Source organism: Mucilaginibacter sp., from assembly GCF_028288225.1.
Classification (GTDB): domain Bacteria; phylum Bacteroidota; class Bacteroidia; order Sphingobacteriales; family Sphingobacteriaceae; genus Mucilaginibacter.
Genome location: NZ_JAQBOC010000051.1, coordinates 26,716 through 51,732, shown reverse-complemented (window position 1 = coordinate 51,732; position 25,017 = coordinate 26,716). Strand labels below are relative to the sequence as shown.

The window sequence follows — 25,017 nt, the reverse complement described above, 5'->3', positions numbered from 1 at the left end:
GAAACTTTTTTGTATAGGATATGGACGTAAGAACCAGGAATTAAGATAAAAAGAATATGCCAGGAACCAATTCCCGACTCTTCGTCTCTCTTTTTATTTACCCGCTGGAATCAGCACAGCATTAATAACGCGTTCAAGTTCTTCCAGGTCAAAAGGTTTGGCCAGGTAGCTTTCGGCGCCGGCATGTGTTGCCAGGGATTCAATATCACTGTTAGCCGAAAAATAAATAATGGGAATGTTTTTCAGGCTTTCGTTTTGTTTAAGCTTTTGAGTTGCGATAATTCCGCCATCATCAGGGATCCAATTATCCATCAGGATCACATCCGGCATAATATTCGAAACTTTTTCAATTATATTATTGCAATCCGCAAAAGCACTTACATTCCACCCTTGTTCCTCTAATATAAAACTACAGATAGCAAGTATGTCTTCGTCATCATCAAAAATAATAATCCTTTTTTCGCGGTTATCCATGGGCTTAGTGATATGTGAAGCTATAGATAACTATCAATAAAAGCAAGTATTTTCTTAGTAATATATTAAATTTATAAATAAGTTATGTTTTGATGGCTTTTAAATGGATAAGCAAACTGTTTGTATTTAATAATAACCTGGTAGCCGATAGATTTATGTTAAAAATAAATGATGTATTATTGGTAAATAAATTCCCTGACTTTAATGTTAAAGGCTTTGATAGTGAGGCTTATAATGTGAATTTTAAACACTCAAACATTGTTAATTCACGACAACAGTTCCCGAAAATATAATAACAGGATTTGCTTTATCAAATGATCTGGTAGGATTGATTGTACAGTAAACTATCTAATCTCAAGTCTTGATTCCTGACTCTTAACATTAACCGGCGTCCCGCTTTATGGACTGGTATAAACTGTGCAGGTTAAGCAAGGTTTCCATTTTTACCGGCTTACATAAACAAGCTTTTACAAAAGCATATTTTTCAGGGAGCAGCCTGTCTTTAGGATCTATCGAGGAAGAAATAATGTAGATGTCAATAGTTTTTTTTATTCGTTTATAGATCCGTTCAAAGCTATCCAGAAAATCCCAGCCGCTAAAGCCCGGCATATTCAGATCAAGGAAAACAACATCAGGCAATAAATCCGGTGTTAAATAACTCCGTTCAAAAAGATCCATGCTTAACCGGGCATCTAAACTATGTGAAGCAACAGGGAACAAATGAAATTTATTAAGCATCTTTTGCATAATAAGATGCTCTATTGGATTATCGTCTATCATTAGAAAGTTAATCATCTCCGTAATATTTAAGTGGATTAGGAAATGAATAACTTGCAAAATGCGTTCCAATAATTGACTGAAAGTCAATAAATTAACACCTTCCCCCCGAAATGACAAGTTATTGCGAAGTTTAAAAGCTTGCTAACAGCCAAATTTTTTGTAGTTAAATGATGCTAACAGGAAGATAAGTGATTAGAAAAAAGTACATTTTTTAGAAATGAGCCTATCAAAATAGTAGAGAGAAGAAATTATTATGATTGTAGTTCGATGATTGCTCTAATTTGGGGGGTGATGGGTAAAGAATCAAATGGTATTAAAGTAGTATCCAGTGAATAATTAGTTTTTAATTCGTTATAAACTTCTTTTCCAGGTAACCAATTTAAAAGGTCTTCACTAATTATTCCCTCAAAAAAATCATCTAATTTTTGCCTTATTTTATCATTGTTTTCTTCAAGTTTAATTAAAGGATCAATCATTTTTTCAAATGTGCTTTTTAAAGTTTCAGAAGACTCATTATCAAAATATAGTGGTTTGATAATGCTTCTTTTATAAGTTTTATACCAGCTATTGATTATTCGTTCCTTATTGAGTTTAATGATACTTAGATATTTAGTATGCGTTAATGGATGATTAGCATTGTCTTTCCAATAGGGAATAATATCTTTCAACAGGTATAAATTTTCGATTTCCCAACAATTAAAATAACAAGTCTTTTTATCTTGAAAATTAGATGGGTATATATAAAATTTAATAAACGATTTTAATTTATTTATTATAATCGATAATTGACTTTCTTCATTCAAATACAATTTAAGTTCTGTAACTACAAACATATCTCCATCTAAGATTCCAAATGTTTTGCTACCGGGTTGCGTTTTTACAATTTGTTCAATAATGGAAGCATATTGTTTATAGGTTTTTACTTGCCCACTACTTCCAATCGGGATTATATTGGGCGATTTTACAACACTGAAAAAATCCGAATAGAATTTTTGGTGTACTTGTCCAGTTTGTGGGCTGTTTTCTATAAATAAATTGGGCCTTTTAGAGAGATACAGCGGACTAAATTTAACTCCATTATTGTGCAATACATTTATGAATTCGACATCTTCATTTGAATTAGAAATCTGTTTATCGGTTATAGTAATTAAATTCAGTTTTTCTTTTTCAATTTCTGCTAATGTTTCTATTAAAACACTTGAATGAGTGGAAATTACAATACAAGCGTCTGGCAAATCATGTGATAAAGCATAAATTTCTTTAATCATTGTTCTTATCATATCATCATGCATAAAAAGTTCCGGTTCATCAAAGTATATTAGAACTGGTTTATTCGTTCTTGCTGTTGCAAGATTGATGATTAAATTAAAAAGATTCTTTTCTCCATCGCTCAAACTTTCAAATTCAATAACGTTGTCACCTTCTGTAAGAACCAAAGCCCGGCCATTAAATAGTTTGGGATCAAGGGTGATTTGTATCCTCTTGTTGGTTTGGTCAAAAAAATTATTATATTGAATAATGATGGCGTTTTTAAGATCTTCTAGTTCTTTTAATAACTCCGGATCTTTTTTTACAAATTGTTTGAGTCGTTTTTCGAAGAAAGTATTGAATGAACTAACAATTGAATTTACAATAGGATTTGGTGAGTCGTGCACTTTATCGAAAAGAGTAAGTCCTTCGTTAATTCTTATATCATTGTTATCTAATTGGATTTTTGCCTCGATGTCAACAGTTTGTAAGTAACGGGATGGAGCAATAGAAATAAGGCCGGATGAAAATCTTATTTCTTTCATGTTTTTGAGAAAATCTTCTAACTCTAATTCACCGTTATAATTAAAAGAAATATTCCCAGGTGCTTCTTCAAATAGAAATTTGCAAAATGGTACTGCATTAAAATCACTTGGAATTATTTTATTGAAAAAGTACGCATTTTGAGGCGAATCTCCATTTCTGCGATTTTCGTAATTTTCAACCGTTTGTTTTATAATTTCATCAACAATTGGTGTTTCAAAAAGCCTTTTGTTGGGTTGATTATTTGTATTGAAAATAAATTTTAATAACCATGCTAAGTTTGATTTGCCACTTCCATTCTTACCAATAATTAGATTAATTCCCTTCTTAAATTCAATTGGCTCATTGTTTTGCAATCGTAATCCCGCGTATCCTTCTAAAAAAAATATTTTTATCATAAATAGGTTTATAAAAAATGGTTCTTAAGGAATTAAAGTATACGAACTGAATTTCTATCATTTATCTACCCTGCCCAGCCCTCTCTATCCAAACTCCTGAAATTTATCGCTTCGGCTAAATGCTCCAATTCTATTTCCTCGCTGCCTGCAAGGTCAGCAATAGTGCGGGATACTTTTAAGATCCGGTCATAAGCCCTTGCGGATAACCCTAATTTTTCCATGGCTTTTTTGAGCAATGCCTGGCCGGCGGCGGTTATTTTACAGATGTCACGCACCATTTGAGGGCTCATCTGTGCGTTGGCATGCAGGTCGGGTTTGTTACCGAAACGTTCGGCTTGAACATCGCGGGCCTTAATTACCCTGTCGCGGATGAACTCACTTTTTTCGGCAAGGCGGTCTGATGCCAGTTCGGTAAAGTTAACCGGGGTTACCTCCACATGCAGGTCGATCCTGTCAAGCAGCGGGCCTGAAATTTTGCTCAGGTATTTTTGCACCATGCCCGGCGGACAAATACAATCCTTCTCCGGGTGGTTAAAGTATCCGCATGGACAGGGTGGCGTTGACCTTTCTTCCTTACGCGAAAATAGTAAAAAAACCGTCACTGAAGCCATACAATGCGAATCCACAAACGCTTGGCGAACATATCAAAAAAAGACGCATTGAGACGAATCTTTTGCAAAAAGAAGTAGCCGCCATAATTGGCGTGTCAGAGGATAGTGTCACCTATTGGGAAAATGGCAGAGCCATACCGCAAGTACAGCATTATCCCCGCCTCATCACCTTCCTCGGCTATTATCCGTTCATCCACGAAACAAAGAGTATTGCAGGAAAATTGAAACAAGTGCGCAATTGCCTGGGCCTGTCCTATGAGCAGTGCGGCGAAGTCTTCTCTGTGCACGCGTCAACCATCAGGGCATGGGAGCTGAAACATCATTGCCCGCCTGCGGTCACGCATCTACTTATCACGGCCCTGTGGGACTCGCTCCCTGAATTTGTTACAATCTAAAACCACATAACATGAAAGTACCAGCGACACAGATTGATACCGCGGCGTTATATAACACGGCGGTACACCAGGCCTATGGCCGTATCTTGAAACACACTAAGCAGCTCCTTGCCTCCATTGAGCAAACGGAATTGCGTTATGCCTTGGAACGGATGGAGCGAAGCAAAAAGCCCAATACCGTCATTCATGAGTTACTTACACCGCTCCTGTATCTTCGGCTGGAATGTTCCCCCGAAGCGACCATGACCATTCATTTCGGCATTGAACACGTCGACAAGACGCCCCTGCTCGGTGTCATCACGTCAAGCTTTTTGCGGGCTCTCTACAAAGAAACCGCTCAGGAAAGTACCGCTATCGACATCGAGGCCAGCGTCAAAACCGACTGGTTTATCAAAAGCTGCTCCGAAATGTTCGAGTATGTCGAAGAACGAAACAAGTACCACACGTTCAAACAAATCAAGTACAAACGCTCACCGCAACAAAAGAAGTTGTTGGCGGTGGCGTAACAAGCAAGCTGCCTTTTTAAGGGCGGCTTTTATATTGGGACGAATTCTCGAAAGTTTAGATGTTATTTGAATAAATCATTGCTATATTTATGTATGATTTCATAGCAAACACTTAATAATGAAGTTTCTAAACCGGTCTTATTGGGAAAAGTTCTTGGGCCTGACACATAAAGCAGCAACCAAAGAAGATGTCATGTATATGCCCATTAAAAAACTTGGGCTGGGTAAGGAATTTAACCGCCAGTGCAAGACCATGGGATTTAAGACCCTCCATGAAGTTACTTTGATAGAACCAATGGAACTGGTCGAGTTGGACGGGTTTGACTACAACTGGCTCAGCGAACTGGTTAAATTTCTCAACGAGCGTCAATTATTACATCTGCTGCAACCGCTGCCTGGGAAAAGTGTCCGGTAACTCGGATAATGCATTATTCTGAAATGACGGTTATTCCTGCTTTGTTTGCTTTATACGTGATCTTTTCTTTCAATCCGTAATAGCTCCAATTACGCAAGAGGAATGAATCCTCCTTGGCAATTTCCTCTTTTTGTTCCTGATTGACAAGTAACAGCGTAGCCGCTTGATGCTTAATGCAAATATCAATTAGTTTTTTGCTATACACGTGCAGCTTATAATGCACGTATTTTTTCTCGTGATTGTCATAATTTATAACTGGTTTTAATTTCCGTTTTCGGCCATGTCCGGACTTGTTGAATGCCGCGCCCTGCTGCAATCTTCTTCGGGCGGCTTGCAATGCAATCCTCCTATGAAGAAATTCTTCCTTGTTGCCAATTAGGAAATTGGCGCTGCCAATTTTAACAGCAATGGGATATTCGAGCGACAGAGACGCTTCGGCTATAACCGATATATCAAGTTCATGTTGTTCTTTGTCAAAATGCACGGAGAGTATCAGGAACGTCTTGTTTTTTTCCAATTGCAGTTGTGAGGTGCCAATTTTCATACTACCGCCCATTACTTTTAACAACACACTTCTTCTATCGGACTTATCCTGCCCTAAAAAGGTCTCAAAGGGAATTTTAAACAGGGTAAATTTAAAGTTCTTCCCCTCTGAAGCACTTAATTTTAAGACTTGACTGTTAAATGGTATGGGAATGTTCCGCTTGTAGTTGCGCAAGGATTTTTCGCCATTCCAATAAGCCTTTCGCTCTTGGTTGTAGAGTGATACTAACGTGTGATTCAATGGTGAAAGAATATTCATTGGAATATCACCCTTAAAATACCGTGATAACAACTGATAGGTGGTGTTTTCTTTGGACGTTGTTAAAATGCCATCCGCATCAGTTGTAATATCAGCTAATTTTACTTTCACGTTGTCGGTTATATAAAAAAGCTCTTTTATTTGATCCTGCAAGTAATGATGGGAGAAAATAAAGTTTGCAGCCCGAAAACAAGCAGTTTGCCATCCATACATGCGCTTTAAGCATTCTTTCTTGAATTCCGCATCGGTCGTGTTAATTCGTAGCCGGATTTTCCTGGTTAGGACAATCGTTTTTTTCTCCATGGTTAGTTGGATTTGATTTTCTTTGCCATTGAGCAAGCCTCAACAAAGACTGTCTGGACATAGGCCTGCGATAAGCGTAACTCCGCTGAAATTTCCTCGAAGCTCATTTTTAGTTCGTATCTCAAGCGGAAGATACAAGCTTGTTCTTCACTCAAATCGCCTTGGTAAATGAAACTGTTCGTTGTTTCTAAGTTGTTTAACTTATCTGAATTGACGACGGCGTTTTTTAAGTTTTCAAGTGTTTTCTGTACTTTCCGATACACTTCAACATCTGAAATCCCTCCTAAATGAAGCGCAATCTTTTCAAAGCCAAACGAATACCTCAAGCAGAGCTGAATAAACAGCTGTTCGTTTTGCGTGAGGTTTGGCAGGAATTTTTTTATGCTTTTTAGTTTGGCGCGGTTTTGCTCCTCAAAATTTTGCTGAGCAATACTATCAGCATCGTCCGTTTCTTCTTCCGGGTTATACCCACCCAAAAAATTTTGGTAATCGTCTATGCCATCTAATTTTATAAGGTCGCGATGAAATCGTGCAGACCGTTTACTATAAAACGCTTGGCATCCTTCATTAATTTGAGCCTTGAGAAAAGCCATCACCTTTGTAGTATCTTCCATCTTATCGCGAACCATCCAGAGCCGCAAAAATGCCTCTTGAGCAATGGCAGTGCTTGCCAAATCATCTTTAACCCTTTTGCGAGCTTTATATGAAAAACTGCGGAATAGTCTGTTGTAAAAATGCTCCAGTCCGGTTTCATTACCATTTCTTAGTAAATCAACGTAAAACGTGTCCTGGCGGCGTTTGATAGTAGCGTGAGAAGATAAGTGCATTAATAGTATCTGATTGCGGGCATTAGCGGAAAACGGTTTAGAGCTTGTGCATTGAACCTGTATATTTCAAACGGGCGATTTGAGTTGTATTCTACTGTTCATCTGATTAGTGATTCTGTCCTATTAACTGATCTAACGGAATCTATGCAAACAAATGAAAGTAGTTAGTGAGTGTTATAAACCTCACCCTACGGTTGTACAAACAACCTCGTAATAACGGAAAGAACCTTCGTGTCATAGAATGCTAGCAAGGTAGTGTGTCCCTCCGGCGATTATTGTCTTTCCATCGGTGACACACTACCGTGCGGAGAATTTCCCCGGCCCCTTTTTATTTACTGCACACAGTCTTGGTTGCAGTATGTTAGGATTTAATGCGTATACGTGTCACGCTCGCCATAGTATGTTGAGGCGACGCCATTTACCGAATACGCAAATGATTCATGACTATTGGTCAATACCATACTATCCGACGTGAGGGTAGTAATATCGTAGGTGGTGGACGTGATAGTAATACTTTTGCCATCATTGAATGTACTCCATGTTCCGTTGTAGCTGTGGGTTCCTCCGGACGTGGCTTCGTAGGTGCCATCGGACTTGAAGATCAATGCTTGGTCGGCTAAGAGGCTTGGTGGTGCTGTTTGATGCCAGGTGCCGCCGCCGTCTAAGACCTCAAATGTGCTCATTTTCCACGCACCGCTAAAGAGTGCTGATGAATTTGAGGTACTTGATCCTTTGCTATCTTTTTTACATCCTGGTGCAGTTATGATAACTGTGCAGATGAGGGCGAGATACAGCCCGGTGAGGTGTTTTTGCATGCTCATAATTTGTTTATGTGATTTGGTACTAGTGTTTGATCAAACCTACAAAAGAGTTTTATTAAATACAACATATTCGTTGTATTAATTATAAATATTTAACTATTCTTTTATGTTTCCAATGGACAAGGGAGCATTACTAATACGGTTAGGGCAGAACATACAGCTATTGCGACAGCGCAAGGGTATGACGCAGGTGCAACTTGCCCATGCGATTGGCAAGGATCAGCAGTCAATCCAACGGCTCGAAGCTGGGAATATCAATCCGTCTTATTTTTATCTGACCGAAATTGCAGAAGGTTTAGGCATTGCAATTGAGGAATTGGTTAAAATATGACATAGGGCAAAAAGAAACATTCCCCCGTAGGACATTGCCGATTATTACCTCAACGACCTCCATGTAACATCAATAAAAAAAACGCCAGCGTGCTGACGTTTCGAAATAAGAATTAATTGTGAAATAAGTTACCTTGTACACCTTGATGCATCAGGGGCGATTTGGTCGGTTCAAAAGGCACGTCAAACGCGCTCTTTGCAGTTTTGGGATCGGTAGGGCGTAGCCAAATGACACTTTCGTTAGGGTCGGTAAATTCTTTGTAAAATGGATGGTAGTAGCCATTCTTCAATACCGTGAGGAGCTTGTACCCTTTAAAGAAGGTATTTCGTAAGGTATCGATATGACAGACCTCTCCTGTCAGTGAATTCAAAAGCATATTAACGACCGTCATTTTGCAACACACTTCGTCAATATCTGCTCCATAGAATTTCAACCGACGATTGATTTTGGCTGCGGCAAGTAACATTCTCCCTGAACCACAGGCGGGATCATACACCGTTTTATCATTCTGTAACGATTCAATACCCGCCATCATAGCCATAAAATCGCAGATTGGATCGGGTGTAAAGAATTGTCCATTTTTGCCTTTGGAAATTTCCGCTTCATACAGTGCTCCGATTGGATCACCAAATTCTTCTGAGAGCGCTCCGATTTCGGTATACAGTTCAACCAGTATTTCTTTTTTGGGATGACTTTGTAAGCGATGTATGACGTGCTGGCTCCCTTCCGCCGTGTCGTGCCATTGAAAGGGCAGGAGAAAAAAGTCCAGCATCTCGGTGAATGCCAAGGCATAATTTTGAGTGTACGCAAATTGTCCAAAGAGCGAGTACAGTTTTTTAGTATCATTCATGCAATAATTTTTGCAGCATTATTGCAGAATGGACATTACCGAAATCTAAACTTTGTATAATCCAGGGGCGGTGTGTTCGCGGTGAAGGATGTGCGCTATTTAAGTACCCTCTCATCAAGTACCTCTAATGTTACCTCTTACGAAATCGTATTTTACAACCAGTGGCAATAACTGCCTTATGTCCTACTATTAAGACTATTGACAAAACTACTATTTTAGTTTACACTATATATGAGGTTCTTTCTAGATTGTAAGGCGACCAAAGGCGCTTAATCCAAATGGCATTTCTGGTCACTTTACAATCAAAACATGGAAAAGTTCTATAAAGTATTTATTAAATTTATACTTCCTTTAATTACACTTAGCATGATTCTTTGTATATTGAGCATGGGAACAATCCCTTATTCAATATACAAAAACAGTACAGATTCTGGACTTAAAACGGCTTGCGTAATTATTCTCTGCTTGATGGCAATAGGAATTATAATTATTATCTTACTGGCAAGATGGACTATTAAATCAATGAAATCTTAAACAAAGACCTCCTAAAAGAGGTCTTTTTAATGAACTTAAATATGAATGCTTTTGATAAAATGTATCATAGAGTCCAATTGCGATTAAATAGAAGTAATCGAAAAAAAATTATTTCGAACAAGGAATTTGAAAGAAAATTATTTGTTCAAAAAACGATAATGCTCTGGCTCGGTTTGTTTATAGCCTTTTTTGGAATAACACTTACAGTTTTAATTTATAAGTTTCAGGTAGATGATCAAAAGAATCAAAATTCATTTGAAAAAAAATCACAGGACGATTTACAAAGGTTTCAGAAAAAATTAGAACAACAGAAATTTGAATATACTATAATACAAAAATCTTCTGAATTACCCACTTTTGATGCGGTAGCTAAAAATTTAGACAGTTACATTAAATTAAAGTTAATAAGCGGTGAAGAAAGGCATTACGAAAAGTTAATTGAAAATTTCAAATTTGATGAAATTCCTTTCGCACATAGAAAATTTGTTTTTATAAGCAATTTTCCAGGTGAAGAAATCTTCTCGATATGTAACACGAATGACGATTGTAACATTGATTCAACTAATGGTAATTGGAGAAATGTAATTAATGCCAAGCCAGGAGATATTGTTATTGTTAAAATTCAACTTCATAATAATAGTGATCAATTGTCTAAAACAGTGGCAGTAGGGATGAACCCAAAGGTAACGATATTGGACAATAACCATGTATTCCGCGTTGTAATTGCCGCCGATAATGAATATGACCGCGACTCTGTATTTGTAAAAACAGATAAATCCACCATACTTCGTTTTATACCTGGTAGCATGCATGTAACCCGAGGTGACAAGTTATTAAAAGCTTATTCAATAAATGATGAATCTTACTTATTTGGAAGAGCAGGATTAAATGCTGGAGATATTGGTGCAGGTCTAGAAAATCGACAAAGGCTTGTTGTAAGTTTCAAGGTATCTACATATTAATTTGAAACTATCCATGGCCGTGCGAAATTGAGATTTCGATATAAAGCGGAACTGTAATTATTTAGCCAGAAAAGCGTCAAATAGATTACACCCTAAGCATGCCGTTTACGGCACCCTATTTTTTATGATGCTCCGCACCACATCCTGCTTGTTCACACCGCCCGCGTCATACTGCACCTTCACCCGGTAGCCCTTCATAACGGTGTGTGTTGGATGCGCAGACTCAGGTGCAAGAACGGTGATGAATTCATCTGGTGTCACGTACGAGATTTTGTGATGCTCCTGCTGTGGAATGTGTTCGTTCACCAGTCGTTCAATTTGTGCGCGCTTCCTGGCATTTGTTGAGCACACCACCACCTGTGCAAATCCTGCCCCCAGGCATTTTTCAATATTGTGCAGTTCATACTCGGGGCTGTTGGTGACAGAAATTTCAACCGCAATCCGCATCTCGCCCTTTTGGAGCACCACATCAATTTGGCCGCTCCCTCCCGGTACTGGGGCTTCTAGTTGCGCGGTATAGCCATGCTCCTCGGCGAGCTTCTTGATAAATGTTTGCAGATACCGATGTTCTCTGAGTGCTTCTTTTGAGGGTGGCGGTATGGTTGGTTCTGGTGATGGTGCCGGTGAGGCGGGTGGTGCAACTGGTGGCGGAGCCGGGATGTCTTCAGGCGCTGCCGGTTCTTCAGGAGGTATACTGGATACGCAATATTGTGCCCGCGAATAGGCAAGAATGTCGGCGGTGTAGTCGTCCCCTGTTTCTTTTCTATATGGCATGACGGTGCAATTGAAATCATTGTCCGCAGCACCGACCCGGACAATGGCGTCTCCAATCGAGAGATTTTGTAAGTCATCGGTAGTAAATGCCCGAAAGCCGTCCTGCATACGCTTCGCGTCTGTGTCGCCCAGGCGAAAGCACATTCGGGTCCCGGCATTAGCAACCACGCTGCTTGCAATATCCGGATCAATTGAGGTCACTTGGTGCATGTCTTGATGTGCCAGGATCAAGCCTAAGCCGTATTTTCGGGCACCGGAGAGAATAGCAGCCATTGAGGGCGTGACAAAATGCTGAAACTCATCGATGTAGCAATAAAACGGAATGCGATTGGTTGCGGACTGGGCCTGTCGGGCCATAGCGGTCTGTTGCAGCTTTGAAACAATAAAGGCTCCCAAGAGATAGCTGTTTTCGGCTCCAATCAATCCGTGAGAGAGTTTCACCAGGATAATCTTGCGCGTGTCCATGAGCGTTGCCATATCAAGTCCCTCTGTTTGGCACAGCATTGAGCGGATGGCTTTGGGACGCAGAAAGCTATCAAGGCGCGTCAGGAGTGACCCGATGGACCCGCCCTTCAGAAGCGGAAACTCTTTGTGCCAGTAATAGACAATATGGTCATCGGTGACAGATGTGAGAATAGTTGCACGGTATGCGGGCTCTATAAGAAACCGCCGTAAATCCCCAATATGATAGACGTTTTTATTGTACAAGAGCGCAAGAATGGCATTAGCCAAGACGCTGTGCATTTGATCGCCCCATGAGGTACTAAACCGTTTAAAGACCATTACCAAGTCAGATGCCAGTAACTCCTTTTCGAGTGCTGAATGCGCGGAAAGGATATTGAAGCCGATGGGATGCTCACTGTCTGCGGGATCAATCAATACCACGTCCCCTACGCGGTCGAGTGGAATATCTACCAACAACGCGGCAATCAAATCACCATGCGGGTCAAGTACCATGCAGCCGTCCCCAGCACAAATATCTTGCATGATGAGCGCGTGCAGGAGCGTTGATTTGCCCTGACCGGTTGCACCCATAATGTGGATATGTCGCAGACGTTGTTCGGGCGAAATACCGACAACGTGTGCAATGCCCTGGTGAATATTCATTCCAAGGCAATAGGCCTCATTGCGCAATGAATCAGGAGCGGCTTTGGTTGTCCGGGCGCTGTCGATGACTTTTGCAGTTTTGAGTCCCGGGCCCGGGTAATGAACAAACGTCAACAACTCCCGGCTGTTTAGCAACATGCCGGTGCGGTGGGTTTGTCGTAATACGAGGTCGGATAACCGCTTGGCAATGGGGTATCGCGGATTGGCGGCGTATTCCGCAAGTGGCACCAGGGCGTTGTAGGGCGAGGTTGAGGCGTGGACGAGGGAAATGGCCGCATGCTGCAATAAGTGCAAAGCGTCTTCAGTCGTGGCACTCGCGGTTACTATCCGAATGGTTGCTGCAACCAGTGGCCGGGCAATTTTTTGGGTGGTCAGTGTGGGCATGTCGGGGGCATCCAGGAAAAACGACTGTTTCCGACTGTCATCGCAAACCGCATTCAGCATGCTTTCCGACCAGGCATTGCAGGTGCCGGCAAAGAGCACTTGCACCGCAATGTGTTGCTCGTCGTGCAATCGCTCCATGCTGCCAAATAGTGAGGTGTATGGGTCATGGTCAAGATTGACAGTGGTTGCAAGTGGGCGCATGAATTCTTCTTGCAAGCCGAAGTCCACCGTATAGACACACGGTGCGTCCTCAATCATTTCAAACAGATGATCCTCTGCGGTTGAGCGTATTTGCACATCCGGAAAAAAGGCTTTCAGTTGGGTGTACACAAAGGCTTCATCGTCTTGTCGGCATGTCCACTGCATCGTAATACGGTCAGCAGAGCCGACAAGTTCAAAGCTCATGGGGGTATGGCGATATGAGAGCATAATGAGCACTTGCTCCATCTGCTCAAGGGACTGTTTGCTGCCTTTGGGCACACTGACCGAAAAGACGCTTAATTCAATGCTTTTGGTATCAGGAAATGACCGAATGTTTTGAGTCGGTTCCGTCTGAACTGGAGCTGGAGGGTCAGGTGCAAACAATGAAGAAAACCACGAGGGCCGTTTGCCGTCATCGATAATGTCGCCCGTGATGGAGTGTTCCCAAAAGGGTTCAAAAGCCGGTTCAAGCTCAACGATATGGTCAGTGATAAACCAGCCACGGCCTCGGTTTTCCCACTCATAAAATTGCTCTGTCAGCGCGGTGGACTGTACTTCCATGCTAGTGCAGGACTATGGCGTCCGGTTGGCGGAATCCATGTTCCTCCATGACTTTGCCAACCACGTTTTTGACCAATGCGGTGATGCTGTTAGAAAACATGACTTCCGTATCCTGTTCGTAAAAGGACTTGCCTTTCTTGCCCTCTATCCAATTTGAAAAGCGCGTCCAGGTACTGACGTACTCTTGCAGACGCCAACTGATAAAAAAATTCTTGCCAAAGGGTGCAGCGCAGACATAGTATTTAAACGAATGATATTTGATTTCAAGGTATTCCCGCCGGGAAAAAAATGAGCCGTTGTCGGAGAGGGGCGTCACTCTACAGGTGACCTCGGGAAATTGGTATTCGGTAATAAGGCTGTGCAATTGGGTGTAGAAGTCTTTCGCAGAGAGTTGTAGATTCTCAAAATGCTGATACGTGTGGGTGTGGATGGTGGGCTGTGCCATGGGTGATAAGGGTTTAGGTGTACAATTATTTCTAAATATCGAAATGATACCACCATGCAGTCAAGCGTACTTTTACGCAATTCTACCCCGTTTTTTCACCCTCCGAACAATAATTATTTCAAAAAAACAAAAAGAGAAAAAAAGAAAGCTTTGTAGTCGGCGCGGGAAAGCCCCGCAAGGAGGAACGGAATAAATGGCTTCTGTGGGTGAAAGGCCATGCGGGTTTATGCCGGAAATTCCTTGCAGGGCTTTAGGAAGTGGCGCGTGTGAGTCGAATACCTTTGGGTTTTTTTTCTGTTTGTTACAATAGTATTAAATAGTATATTTAAATCATTGAAAATCAATACTGTTAAATAAAAAACGATAGCGTCGATAACGGATTTTGCCATGTTTACATCATCAGAACAAGAAACGTACTTAGCAGGCTTAATTGAGGGTAGCGTTTTTAAATTTAAAAGTAAAACAAAGTGGTCAAAGATTGCAAACTATGTAGTTTCAGTAGCGATTATTGTATTGTCTGCACTTTTAACCATTACGCTCGGGCTAAACTTCAACACCACAGGGGCAGCAGTAGTATCGAATGTATTGCAGATAAAAAATTATGCCTTAATTATCGGTGCGAGTATAACCCTGCTTTCGGCGCTTAAAGCCTTTTGGAAATTGGATACCTACTGGATCAGGCGTAAAATAACATTTGGAAAATATGAGGATCTTCAATATGAATTTAAGTATAAACAATTGTCTAAGAAACCGGAAGATTTAGCCCCATTGTTTGAACAATTTAGAGCCATCCAAGCCAATCAAATGAATTATTGGGAGGATGCCTATAAGCACTTAAAAACAGAAATGGACAAAAAGAAAGTTCCAAACCCTCAACAGAGTGAATAAATTCATGGCTGATTCATAAATACTTCATGCGTTTGCTGCTTGGAGATTTTTGTCTACATCTTATCATAATGCATAAGTAAGCGCGTGCTTTGAAACGGCGAGATAGCATGCCTTTTTATAACAAGAACTATTTCTAAAAGCAGTATATTTAGTTGCTAAACCATTCACAATGAAAAAAATACTTTTGATTGTCACAATACTTGTCGGTGTCTCTGCGAGCTATGCAACACCGATCAGGCCCCATAACAAGTCCGCTGTTGATTCGGTCTATATCTGCCAAAGCAGAGCAGCCTATGCCTATCACTCCTATGAGTGTCGAGGGCTGTTACATTGCACCCATGGTATTGTGAAGATAACCAAAGTACAGGCAATCAAGCAGGGGTACAAGGCGTGCAAAATTTGCTACCGGTATTGATATAAAACCAATTGAGAATAATATGTATGGTACGCCATAATTTTTTAGTTCTAAACTCCCCACAAAATGAAAACTCCAAGCAATGGTACCATAATTGGTATCCTAATCGGATGTATGCTTATTTACGCTGCATTCAAACATTTTACCGAACCAAAGGAAGAAAAAGTAATAATCAAAAATGGATATTATAAGCCAGTTAATGATACTTTAGACAGCCCACCTGCTGGCACTCCCTATAAGGTATTAGAAGAAGACACGACTAGTGCGGGCGACAAATATCAATCCTTGGTATCCGTGGCTGTAACAGGCGATTTAAGCCAGGAACAAATGAAATCGTCTTTATATGAGATTTACCATAAGGAACTAAATAATCCCATTTTCAACGGCCTAACCAAACCTAATGCAATTGCTGTTTATCTATATAGTTCTGAGAAAAAATTTACTAAGTCAAAAGGACAATGGGACATGATGCTTTGGAAGAATATCACTGACAGTGAACCCGCTTTTACCATGGGGAAATCTTTAAAAACAGCTAATGACACTGAAAGTCAGGTTGAATTTGAAAAGGTTAAAAAGCAATTTGACGTTAAAGGACTCAACTACTGTGACTTTTATTACCAATATAAAGAATGGGAATCCGAGGCTAATAAAATGGATGATGCTTATTATGAGCAGCACCCGGATGATCCTACGACTGGGAGCAAAAAGGCGGACGAGTGGCTGAACAAAAAGATACATTCATGGCTACAGCGGAGAGGTTTGCCCAACAGCGCTGGCGAAATGGTTGAATTTTATGGGCCTTCTTGCTGTAAATAACTAAAAGCAAATAGTCAATGTTAAGTCGGCTATTTTTTACATTTGTAGTTACCACGCTATGATTTAAAATATCAATGGAAAGTAAATTTAAGATAAACGACAACGTTGTTTTAATAGATCATCCGTATCAGGGAACAATGTTAATTGAAGAATGCTATGAAGATGGGACATATTTATGCTATTACAAAGAAAGAACTAAGGAGAGTAAATATATGCCAGTTCCAAAACGAAGTGTATTTAAGGAAGTCGATTTAATGTATCCCTTGTCGAGAACCATTATACTTCGACCAAATTTAAACAGGTAATCTTATTCGAATACTGCAAAGCAGTATTCCTGAAGTTCATCCGGATTTGAAAAATAATGAGCAAATAACTCAAACATTCTAACTTGAAATTCGGCGACTTTCTGGGTTTACATTACCTTTAGTTTTTGTACACATAATAAATCCGCAGAGCATATGCTATGCGCGTGACAGGTGTTCTGCGAGCCGCCTCTGACAACGGAGCGCAGCGGAGTTGTCGCGAGCGGAGCAAAAAGTCCAGGCAGAGGGAGCGCCAGCGACTGAATGGAATGTCTGGACACGAACGAGCGGCAGCAGTGTGGAATGTGTGGGTTGGCCACCGCACCGGGGCATTCCACGCGCTGCCGGGAGTGAAGCTTTTTGCGACAGCGCAGGCGAGCCAAACCAAAAAAGCGGTTGGCTTTTACAATGCTGAAACGGGAGGTGAAGCGTTGTATAAAGCCAAAGGGAGCTTTTATGAATGACACCCTTTTTCTCTCAAAACTACTGACAGGCTCGGCTCGCGGAGCGAATAACAGCCGGTCAGCATGTATATGTGCTTAAAAAGCTTATATACATGCTGACGAAAGCCTGGCGTTAGTTTTGAAGAAATTGGGTGGAATGAATGCCTTATTTCCTATTTCATTTTTTTTAATTAAATTTGTGATTAACAAGACCTTATCTAAGTAAACCTATCATGAACAACCAGATAGAAATAGAAAAGCACATTGAGGAATTTAAAATAAAACAAGAGCTCTATAAGCAATTTGCTGAAGAAATAGCGAAATTTCTTAAAGTAAAAATAGAAAATAAAAATGTCAAAGACTTTAGTGTAAAGCATAGACCAAAGGATTTAAAAAGCTTTGCTGGAAAAATTAAAAGAAAGGAGTATGCTGATCCTTTAAATGACATCACGGATTTAGCAGGTGTAAGAATAATCGTTTGCTATATTGATCAAATTAGAATAATTGAAGAAATTATCAGTAATGAATTTTTAATAGATACTGAACGTTCGATTGACAAATCGAAGTTCCTCAAACCAGATACGTTTGGTTATTTGTCAGTGCATTATATTGTGTCGATAAGCGCTCAAAAAAAGAGCGATCTTTCATGGAGTCGTTTCAGTGGTTTATTGGCAGAAGTGCAATTGAGAACGAACTTACAAGACTCTTGGGCAATAGTTTCACACACGCTCTATAAAAATGAAAACGATGTTCCAGATAGTTTAAAAAGAAGGCTCAACAGATTAGCAGGTATATTTGAATTAGCGGATCAAGAATTTTTGGAAATTAAGCGTGCAAACGAGCGTTATATCATCGAGTTAGAAAAAAAATATGAATCAGGGGAAATCGATGAAATTGGAATCAATTACTACAGTATACTTCAATTTATTTCTCATTCGCATGAAGTTATTGAAGCTAGAAACGTGGCTAAAAGTATAGGAATGTTAAACGACCAATCTGTTACGGAGCATTACAACAAGATTGACTGTTCGAATATTGTTGAGCTGTGCAAGACTATTGGAATAACTTCTATTGGTATACTTGAGGAGGTTATAAAGGAATATAGTAGAAATAACATTAAATATATTCAAGTGATTGGTAATGGAAAGGTTTGGTCAGTCACGAACGGCTTTATTTTGTTTCTTTTAATTATTAAAGCAAAGTGTGAGGAAATCTCAACTGACTTTTTGAAAAGAATCTATGGATGGGAAAAGCCTACCGCGGAATATATTTTGCAACAAGCTAAATTATGTAATGACATACTATGATTTATATAAGCTACAATCCTCAAGATGTTAGTTCCAGTACTTATCTAACCCAGCAACTAAAGAATAAGGGGTTCAACGTTTGGTTGGCATTTGAAAATTTAATTGCCGGGGAGTCGTTTTCTATTTCTATTGAAAGTGGATTGAGAAAATCAAATGTAATGATTCTTTGCATTGGAAAGTCGGGTCTTATCAAGGGACAATTGTATGAAATAGAAATTGCGCTACAATTAATTAAGTCCAATTCTTTTAAAATTATTCCTGTTTTACTCCCAGGAAGCGACAAAAATGAAATACCCGAAGGATTAGATTTAAATTTGGTTATTGACTTTAGGAAGGAATTTAAAGATGTTGAAGGAAATAAAAAGTTATTGTCCATTTTAACTAATACCCCATTTAATTCGATTAAACAAGTAATTGGAACTGTCGATATACCGGAACGGAAGAAGACTAACATCAGAGCAGCCAGTGTCGTAATGATACAAGATGGTAAATTGTTACTCCTTCAACGATCTGAGTTTCAAAAATCAGGTGCAGGGTTATGGCAATTACCGGGAGGAAAAGTAGAAGAAGATGAGAGTGCTGAAGATGCTGCCATTAGGGAAGTTGAAGAAGAGTGCGGTATTAAATTAAAAAAAAATGAGGTAACCTATATAACCGAAATAGTTGATAATTGGGTGATTGATAATAAAGACGATTTTATAGTTATGTCTATATTCGTTGCATATGTTGACAAAAAAACAATTGATACAGCGAATGAATTTAAGGACTCTAGATGGCTTGAACTTCCTGAGGTTTTTTCGAATCGCGAAATGATTTATTTTGGATCAACGGCAAAATTTATAAAAGCCGCAAAACGATACATTTATACCTATAAGCCTTTGATGCATATTAGTAATTTTTTATCGAAAAATTTAAAAACAAACAACGCGCTCCCCACGCAACTCCCTGATTTAACAATTGAATCGACCCAGATAATCTATTCTTTTTTGTCTCTTTTGGGTTTTTTAAATGACCAGGGCAATTATACGGCCTCGTCAACCCTATCTCATCAATTAATTAGACTGCTTTCGGAATGGTCATTAACAGAAGGCGTGATCTTCGAAGCAATGGGTTCGAAGAATTCGTTTAAACAAATTGAACAAGGTGCCAATATGGTAACGCTTAGAAAGTTTAAAGAAGGGTTGTTTGACCAACATGAGAATCTGTTAGGAATACTGTCTGGCAAACTTCCTAAAGCGCTAAGTATGCGAAATGTTTGCGATCTCCTGATTTTTGGCAAAAAAGATGAACAAAAAGATAAATATATCCTTGTAAGATGGGATTTCCTTGCAAATAAATTCCAAATCCCATCTTCAGGATTAGAGGACGTAAATTCTGATATAAAATCCATTAACACTGCTAAAATTGTGGTTGGAAAACGTTTGGTTGCGGAATTAACTGATAAATTCAATTATAGATATTTGTCTAAATTTGAAACCCAACATATAGGAGCAGGTAGCCTTGGATTAAGTGAGGGCGATGGCCCGATTTTAAGAAATTATAAAATTTCAGTATTCCAGTTGATACCTTGTAAGGCTGATCATGAGGACATTAATAAATATTTATCCAGAATCAATGAAGACTCGATCGCCTTCTTGGAATCAAAAGAAAATAACACAGAAAATATTAAACAGGAAGACAAAAGAAAATTGAATTTTTATTGTTGGGTATCTGTGGAAAAACTGTTGTCGTCTACGTCATACCTTATGGGACTAAAGATTCAGGGCGTTGACGAGTTAATAGAAAACTGTGGAGATGAGACCTTTAGGGTTCAAAAATCTGATTGTGTAACGATAAAAAGCACCAATAATATGCCAATTATTAGCTTCGATGGTGGCGCTGATGAAAATATGCATTTAATTGAAAAATATGCCATTATATAATAAGCTTACTAAATAACAATGTATAAAATCGACCTTTTTCTAAAAGCCTTTAAATTCGCATCATTTGTTCATAATGGCCAGTTAATACCAGGAAGTGAACTTCCTTATATTGTACATATTGCAAGCGTCTGTTTTGAGTTGTCCAGCATTCTAGATGAGGCCACAGACAATGATCTTATTATGACTTGTGCGGCTTTACATGACAGCATTGAGGATACAAACACAAGTTACGAGGAAATAAAAAAAGCTTTTGGATTGCAAGTAGCTGAAGGCGTGCAAGCTTTAACAAAAAACTATACACTCCCTAAAGAAATTCGAATAACCGATAGCATAGAGAGGATAATATTACAACCAAAGGAAATTTGGATGGTAAAATTGGCTGACCGCATATCTAATTTAAATCAGCCACCGTCAACCTGGGACAAAAAAAAGATTGAAAATTACTACTATCAATCATGTGAACTATACGAAAAATTACATGATTGTAGTGTTGAGCTATCATCCAGATTTTTAATTAAATTAAAGGAATATAAAGAATACTTTAGTTAATTTGGTTGTTATAAAATATACGAATTGAGATTTTCTTCAAAAGTTAGCTCCCCAAATGTATCTTATATTCGGGACAACGTTACTAAGGAAAATGTCACCGCACTAAATGCAGTGCAGCCGACCCCGTCAATCAGTAGCTTTAAATACACATTAAACCTCGGCAAGTTGATAAAATCATCAATTTTGAATGTCGGGTAAAACTCTTCTGCCATTACTTTTGCGTCAGTTGTTCCCAGGCGAAAGCAGATAATCGTCCCTACATTTCCCAATATCCCGCTTCGCACGTCGTCGTGTAGTTGCTCTAAATATTGATGGGTTAAGAATAAGCCTATTTTATACTTACGAACCTCACTTAATATGGCAGCAAATGTAGTGGTAATAAAGGAATGGCATTCGTCAATGAAGACCATAAAGGGCTTGCGTTCTTCCTCTGCTATTATGGCTCTGCGCATGGCTGCGGTCTGGATGCTGGTCGTCAGCAGGCTTCCCAGTATCTGCGACACATCCTCTCCGATGCTGCCTTTCGACAGGTTGCAAATCAGTATCTTGCCCTTGTTCATGATGTCATAGAGGGAAATGCTCTCCTGCTGGCCAACGATATCCTTCAGGATCCCGTTGGCCGTGAATACACCAGCCTTGTTCAGAATTGGCACGATGGCTTCTGTTCTAAAGCTGTTGGTGTACTTGTCATATTCATTGTGCCAAAAGGATAGGATTGCAGGGTTGTCGGTATATAGCAGCACCATGTTCCTGAATGCCTGGTCTAACAGGAGCGGTTGAATATCAAGGAGCGTTGCGGTGGGATAGTCCAGAAGGGTCAGTATGGAAAAGCGCAAAATGTACTCCAAGCGCGGCCCCCAGGAATCGCCCCATATCTTTTTAAATGACAATACGATTTCAGACGCCACCAAGTGCCGCGCTTCTTCCGGCACGTTCAAGAGCGGGTTAAAGCCGGTGCGGTGGGAAGTGTCAGCCGGGTTGAAATAGATAACGTCCTTTCTGCGGTGTTCGGGAATGGCTTGCAGCAGCTTTGCACTCGCGTCCCCATGTGGCTCAATCAGGCACACGCCATAACCCTTGTGGATATCATCGATAGCCATGTTTAAAAGCAAGGTGGTTTTTCCGACCCCAGTCTTTCCGATGCTGTAGATATGAGAAAAACGGTCTTGAAGTTTGATGCCAAAGAGTTGGTTGGTGTTGCGCCAGTTGGTGTAGCCAATGGGGGTGAATGGTTTTGAATGGTCGTTGGTTGCCTTTATATACTAATCAATACACATGTGGATTTGTAGGCGGCAGTAATTGGGCTGAAGCCCTAAAATACGAATCTATTTATATCCGCTCATGTAGAGGAAAATAGATACATGGACATCCATGAGCTATTTCAGCAATTTATATGGGAGTGTGAATTTTCTCAAAAATTGAGGCCAGAAACCATTCGGGGCTATACGGATGTTTTTTCTCTTTTCGTCAAAATTATACCCGATATACAACTCACGGACTTAACTAGTATTACAATAACCAATTTCTTTAAAATACTCAATGAGCGTAAACGCATTGTAGGTAAAGGAAAAATAAAGGTTGGGGTCAAAAAATCAACCGTGGCAACCTATTGGGGCAAGCTCAATAGCTTTTTCAATTGGCTTGAAAAGCATCAGCATATCGAAGCGAATCCCTTTTCTGACATGAAATATCCAAAAGTGACCTATGAGGATAAACGGTTTTTAAAAAGAGAAGAGGTTGAAAAGATTTTTGCAGCGATTTATGTACATCATAACAACAACCTTTTAATACTGAAACGCAATCTTGCACTCTTTAACATATTGTTATTCTGTGGCCTACGAAGAGAAGAAGTGATACTGTTACAAATTCGAGATATTGATTTAGAGCGCAAAACGATTACCATCCGTGCAGAAACCTCCAAATCCAGCATGTCCCGCAGCTTGCCTTTAACCAGTACCGTTATTACAACTTTAAAAGACTATCTAAAGGAGCGAAAACACTATACGTGCCAGCACTTGTTTGTTTCCAGCACATCCGACAAACGCTTTACCCGAGATGGTCTAAAGCATTTAGTTCGTATGCTCAATACGGCTTCAAAAGTTAGATTTCACTTACACCAATTCAGACATACGTTTGCTATTAACTTTCTAAAGCAGAGTAGTAACCTGTTTAGTTTAAAACAGTTAATGGGTCATCGGGATATTCGCATGACTGCGGTGTATTTACGGTGCTTGCCAGTTGATGAGATGCGTTCTGACATAGAAAAAATGAGTATTGACGGGTTGATTTAATGAAATCTTCGTCTCTCGAATTCAGTTGGGGCGCAATATCATTGCGCACACTGCATGTCAATATAATAGATACCGCATTAAGCAACCAATTTTCTTTCCAAGATATCTTGTACATCTAGTTTTATATTATTAATGAAGCTTTTGGCCACGGGTAAATCATCTGCAAATGCGCCGGATAAAAACTCGATGGGAAATATTCTTCGAAGATTTGCTTTAAAGTCAGCCAAATTTATATCCGGGTAATCTTCTTTTACCTTTTCTACGAAATTGATAGCATAAGATTCATCAAGCGTAGTGGAGTCCCAATCTGTATAGGTGAAGTAATCCTGGTCACTCAAAAATCCTTTAATTACATTTAGACAAAAGCCGACACAGGTCATGTATTCCGGGAACGCAGAAGGACTCAAAAAATCACCGTTGGCATTGTAAAGTGCACCATCGTAAAAGTAACCGAATTTTGGTTGCGCCTTTTCTAACACTAGTTCGCATTGCGCCAAAAACGCCGGTAATAAAATCGGATCGATAAAATCCAAACGCTTATGATAATATGCTTCATCCAAACTTAATACATCTTCAATCATCACATTCTTCCCTGTGAAATGAAACATTTGTGATTCTCCATTATATCGGATAAAAATTGCTGCATGCTGAGAACCATCCTCATTAGATACAATAGCAGCACCAATCATATTTTCAGGGAGATCATCAGCCAGGCAGCTGATAATGTTGTCTTCTATGTTTTGATAGGTTACCACTTATTATTTTCTTTACGTTTACGGTATATCCTCATTTGTTTATCAAATAGGGTTTTCATGTCATTGCGCATGCCTCCAAGTTTTTCATGGTCTTTAAAGGCCTGCGTGATTATCAGTATTGTCTTTAATACATTTACATCGGTGCTGTCATGTATAAACAGGCGTATAAATTTTCTAAAAGAGCCATAATTTTGCACATCAAGGTAAGAGCGGCATTTATAATGAAGTTTTTTTAGTTGCTCTATCTCATTGGTTGTGCCAACAAAATCCTCCATAAAAGATTTAAAGTCATTAAAAGGCTCTTTGTTCCAGTAAGAATCACACAGCTCATACTTATGCTCATCTTTCCCTGTTTTTACCCAGCAGCTTATCATAATGGGCTCATACAGGAATTTATTAGCTTTTTTTGCATTGTTTTCTGTACAACTTATCGTCAGGCGTTTTCCATCAACTTCTTCCAGATGGATGTTAGGATTTGAACCGCCTACAGCAATAAGTTTTCCCGTTAAAAAGCGAATAGAAGATTTGATTTTATAACTTACCGGTTTGGCCCGTAATTTTTTGCTGGTTTTAAGTGTATGGAAAATAGAAACTTTATGGTCATTTTTAAAAATATTAGCGGCATATTCCAACCCGTTGGCATGAAAAAGTTTCTGTACTTCGCGCCAGCCGTTCACCAGGTCTTTGTTAGAAGATTTATATTGAATGACATCATTAAAGTTCTGTTCAATTTCTTCGATTTGCTCCTCTGATCCTTCAGCGATCAACACTGCAGAGCCAGCCTTGATTTGTATTTTAACGCCTTGAGGGTCGTTATTCAGCTGAACAATATTAATCATAGCCGTCAGTAATACCGAAAATGCTTGAGCGGCATTTACAGACATATTATCCAGCTCAATATCTCTTTGAGATGAATCTTTACTGATGATAAATTCTAATTTGTTTTCAGCCATGGTTTATATGGATACATTTGAGTATGTACACATAAGGTATAGTCCGCTAATGTATAATATTTATTTTAATAAATACATAAACAAAGCTTACAAATAATAAAACA

General features: G+C 39.5%; 25 protein-coding genes and 1 pseudogene. 13 read left to right on the top strand and 13 right to left on the bottom strand.

What is annotated here, in order from left to right; genetic code table 11:
* Window positions 1-93: 93 nt before the first annotated feature.
* Window positions 94-474 carry a response regulator gene (locus JWQ54_RS15765; RefSeq protein WP_299586501.1) on the bottom strand — a complete coding sequence of 127 codons (381 nt, stop codon included), beginning with the start codon at window positions 472-474 and terminating at the stop codon, window positions 94-96.
* A gap of 92 nt (window positions 475-566) precedes the next feature.
* On the opposite strand from JWQ54_RS15765, the gene JWQ54_RS15760 reads away from it, so the two are divergent.
* Window positions 567-767 (top strand): hypothetical protein, encoded by a 201-nt coding sequence (locus tag JWQ54_RS15760; protein ID WP_299586499.1) that lies wholly within the window; start codon window positions 567-569, stop codon window positions 765-767.
* Between the two features lie 88 nt (window positions 768-855).
* Here JWQ54_RS15760 and JWQ54_RS15755 read toward each other — a convergent pair whose 3' ends face one another.
* From JWQ54_RS15755 to JWQ54_RS15745, 3 genes and pseudogenes are all read right to left on the bottom strand, one after another.
* On the bottom strand, window positions 856-1,269 hold the full coding sequence (locus JWQ54_RS15755; protein ID WP_299586497.1) for a response regulator: 414 nt from the start codon (window positions 1,267-1,269) through the stop codon (window positions 856-858).
* 236 nt (window positions 1,270-1,505) lie between these two features.
* Window positions 1,506-3,443: an ATP-binding protein gene (locus tag JWQ54_RS15750; protein ID WP_299586495.1), complete on the bottom strand. Its 1,938-nt coding sequence runs from the start codon at window positions 3,441-3,443 to the stop codon at window positions 1,506-1,508.
* 65 nt (window positions 3,444-3,508) lie between these two features.
* A pseudogene (locus JWQ54_RS15745) lies at window positions 3,509-3,997 on the bottom strand (ATP-binding protein); the annotation flags it as partial.
* On the opposite strand from JWQ54_RS15745, the gene JWQ54_RS15740 reads away from it, so the two are divergent.
* From JWQ54_RS15740 to JWQ54_RS15730, 3 genes are all read left to right on the top strand, one after another.
* Entirely contained in the window at window positions 3,997-4,449 is a 453-nt protein-coding gene (locus tag JWQ54_RS15740) for a helix-turn-helix transcriptional regulator (RefSeq protein WP_299586596.1), read from the top strand. The pseudogene JWQ54_RS15745 and the gene JWQ54_RS15740 overlap by 1 nt on opposite strands.
* Window positions 4,450-4,460: 11 nt before the next feature.
* A complete protein-coding gene (locus JWQ54_RS15735; protein ID WP_299586492.1) occupies window positions 4,461-4,955 on the top strand; it encodes a hypothetical protein in 495 nt (164 codons plus the stop codon).
* A gap of 118 nt (window positions 4,956-5,073) precedes the next feature.
* Window positions 5,074-5,370: a hypothetical protein gene (locus JWQ54_RS15730; protein WP_299586489.1), complete on the top strand. Its 297-nt coding sequence runs from the start codon at window positions 5,074-5,076 to the stop codon at window positions 5,368-5,370.
* Window positions 5,371-5,383: 13 nt separating this feature from the next.
* Here the strand turns inward: JWQ54_RS15730 and JWQ54_RS15725 are convergent, their stop codons facing one another.
* The 3 genes from JWQ54_RS15725 to JWQ54_RS15715 form a co-directional block, all read right to left on the bottom strand.
* On the bottom strand, window positions 5,384-6,475 hold the full coding sequence (locus JWQ54_RS15725; RefSeq protein WP_299586487.1) for a hypothetical protein: 1,092 nt from the start codon (window positions 6,473-6,475) through the stop codon (window positions 5,384-5,386).
* Window positions 6,476-6,477: 2 nt separating this feature from the next.
* On the bottom strand, window positions 6,478-7,302 hold the full coding sequence (locus JWQ54_RS15720) for a hypothetical protein (RefSeq protein WP_299586485.1): 825 nt from the start codon (window positions 7,300-7,302) through the stop codon (window positions 6,478-6,480).
* Between the two features lie 368 nt (window positions 7,303-7,670).
* On the bottom strand, window positions 7,671-7,907 hold the full coding sequence (locus JWQ54_RS15715) for a hypothetical protein (RefSeq protein ID WP_299586483.1): 237 nt from the start codon (window positions 7,905-7,907) through the stop codon (window positions 7,671-7,673).
* A gap of 331 nt (window positions 7,908-8,238) precedes the next feature.
* Between JWQ54_RS15715 and JWQ54_RS15710 the strand changes: the two genes are divergently transcribed.
* Window positions 8,239-8,454, top strand: a complete 216-nt coding sequence (locus JWQ54_RS15710; RefSeq protein ID WP_299586481.1) for a helix-turn-helix transcriptional regulator — start codon at window positions 8,239-8,241, stop codon at window positions 8,452-8,454.
* Window positions 8,455-8,566: 112 nt separating this feature from the next.
* Here the strand turns inward: JWQ54_RS15710 and JWQ54_RS15705 are convergent, their stop codons facing one another.
* Window positions 8,567-9,304: an N-6 DNA methylase gene (locus tag JWQ54_RS15705; protein WP_299586479.1), complete on the bottom strand. Its 738-nt coding sequence runs from the start codon at window positions 9,302-9,304 to the stop codon at window positions 8,567-8,569.
* Between the two features lie 575 nt (window positions 9,305-9,879).
* Here JWQ54_RS15705 and JWQ54_RS15700 point away from each other — a divergent pair.
* Window positions 9,880-10,800 carry a hypothetical protein gene (locus JWQ54_RS15700; protein WP_299586476.1) on the top strand — a complete coding sequence of 307 codons (921 nt, stop codon included), beginning with the start codon at window positions 9,880-9,882 and terminating at the stop codon, window positions 10,798-10,800.
* A gap of 105 nt (window positions 10,801-10,905) precedes the next feature.
* Here JWQ54_RS15700 and JWQ54_RS15695 read toward each other — a convergent pair whose 3' ends face one another.
* Together JWQ54_RS15695 and JWQ54_RS15690 are read right to left on the bottom strand one after the other, a co-directional pair.
* The gene (locus tag JWQ54_RS15695) at window positions 10,906-13,827 is read right to left on the bottom strand and encodes a type IV secretion system DNA-binding domain-containing protein (protein WP_299586473.1); all 2,922 of its coding nucleotides are present in this window, start codon (window positions 13,825-13,827) and stop codon (window positions 10,906-10,908) included.
* Between the two features lies 1 nt (window position 13,828).
* On the bottom strand, window positions 13,829-14,272 hold the full coding sequence (locus JWQ54_RS15690) for a hypothetical protein (protein ID WP_299586470.1): 444 nt from the start codon (window positions 14,270-14,272) through the stop codon (window positions 13,829-13,831).
* 387 nt (window positions 14,273-14,659) lie between these two features.
* Here JWQ54_RS15690 and JWQ54_RS15685 point away from each other — a divergent pair, with 387 nt between their 5' ends.
* The 6 genes from JWQ54_RS15685 (at window position 14,660) to JWQ54_RS15660 (ending at window position 20,914) form a co-directional block, all read left to right on the top strand.
* The gene (locus JWQ54_RS15685; protein WP_299586468.1) at window positions 14,660-15,160 is read left to right on the top strand and encodes an SLATT domain-containing protein; all 501 of its coding nucleotides are present in this window, start codon (window positions 14,660-14,662) and stop codon (window positions 15,158-15,160) included.
* A gap of 481 nt (window positions 15,161-15,641) precedes the next feature.
* Window positions 15,642-16,391 (top strand): hypothetical protein, encoded by a 750-nt coding sequence (locus JWQ54_RS15680; protein ID WP_299586465.1) that lies wholly within the window; start codon window positions 15,642-15,644, stop codon window positions 16,389-16,391.
* Window positions 16,392-16,989: 598 nt separating this feature from the next.
* Window positions 16,990-17,157 carry a hypothetical protein gene (locus JWQ54_RS15675; protein ID WP_299586463.1) on the top strand — a complete coding sequence of 56 codons (168 nt, stop codon included), beginning with the start codon at window positions 16,990-16,992 and terminating at the stop codon, window positions 17,155-17,157.
* 212 nt (window positions 17,158-17,369) lie between these two features.
* Window positions 17,370-18,443, top strand: a complete 1,074-nt coding sequence (locus JWQ54_RS15670; RefSeq protein WP_299586461.1) for a hypothetical protein — start codon at window positions 17,370-17,372, stop codon at window positions 18,441-18,443.
* A complete protein-coding gene (locus JWQ54_RS15665; RefSeq protein ID WP_299586459.1) occupies window positions 18,440-20,365 on the top strand; it encodes an NUDIX domain-containing protein in 1,926 nt (641 codons plus the stop codon). Before JWQ54_RS15670 ends, JWQ54_RS15665 begins: the two co-directional genes overlap by 4 nt.
* Window positions 20,366-20,383: 18 nt before the next feature.
* Complete coding sequence (locus tag JWQ54_RS15660) at window positions 20,384-20,914, top strand: HD domain-containing protein (protein ID WP_299586456.1); 531 nt, start codon at window positions 20,384-20,386, stop codon at window positions 20,912-20,914.
* 62 nt (window positions 20,915-20,976) lie between these two features.
* Here JWQ54_RS15660 and JWQ54_RS15655 read toward each other — a convergent pair whose 3' ends face one another.
* Window positions 20,977-22,014, bottom strand: a complete 1,038-nt coding sequence (locus tag JWQ54_RS15655; RefSeq protein ID WP_367187104.1) for a type IV secretory system conjugative DNA transfer family protein — start codon at window positions 22,012-22,014, stop codon at window positions 20,977-20,979.
* A gap of 261 nt (window positions 22,015-22,275) precedes the next feature.
* Here JWQ54_RS15655 and JWQ54_RS15650 point away from each other — a divergent pair, with 261 nt between their 5' ends.
* Window positions 22,276-23,205 (top strand): site-specific integrase, encoded by a 930-nt coding sequence (locus JWQ54_RS15650; protein WP_299586453.1) that lies wholly within the window; start codon window positions 22,276-22,278, stop codon window positions 23,203-23,205.
* A gap of 77 nt (window positions 23,206-23,282) precedes the next feature.
* On the opposite strand, the gene JWQ54_RS15645 is transcribed toward JWQ54_RS15650, so the two are convergent.
* Complete coding sequence (locus JWQ54_RS15645; protein ID WP_299586450.1) at window positions 23,283-23,960, bottom strand: hypothetical protein; 678 nt, start codon at window positions 23,958-23,960, stop codon at window positions 23,283-23,285.
* Window positions 23,954-24,913 (bottom strand): hypothetical protein, encoded by a 960-nt coding sequence (locus JWQ54_RS15640; RefSeq protein WP_299586448.1) that lies wholly within the window; start codon window positions 24,911-24,913, stop codon window positions 23,954-23,956. The genes JWQ54_RS15645 and JWQ54_RS15640 overlap by 7 nt, the downstream gene beginning before the upstream one ends.
* Window positions 24,914-25,017 lie beyond the last annotated feature (104 nt).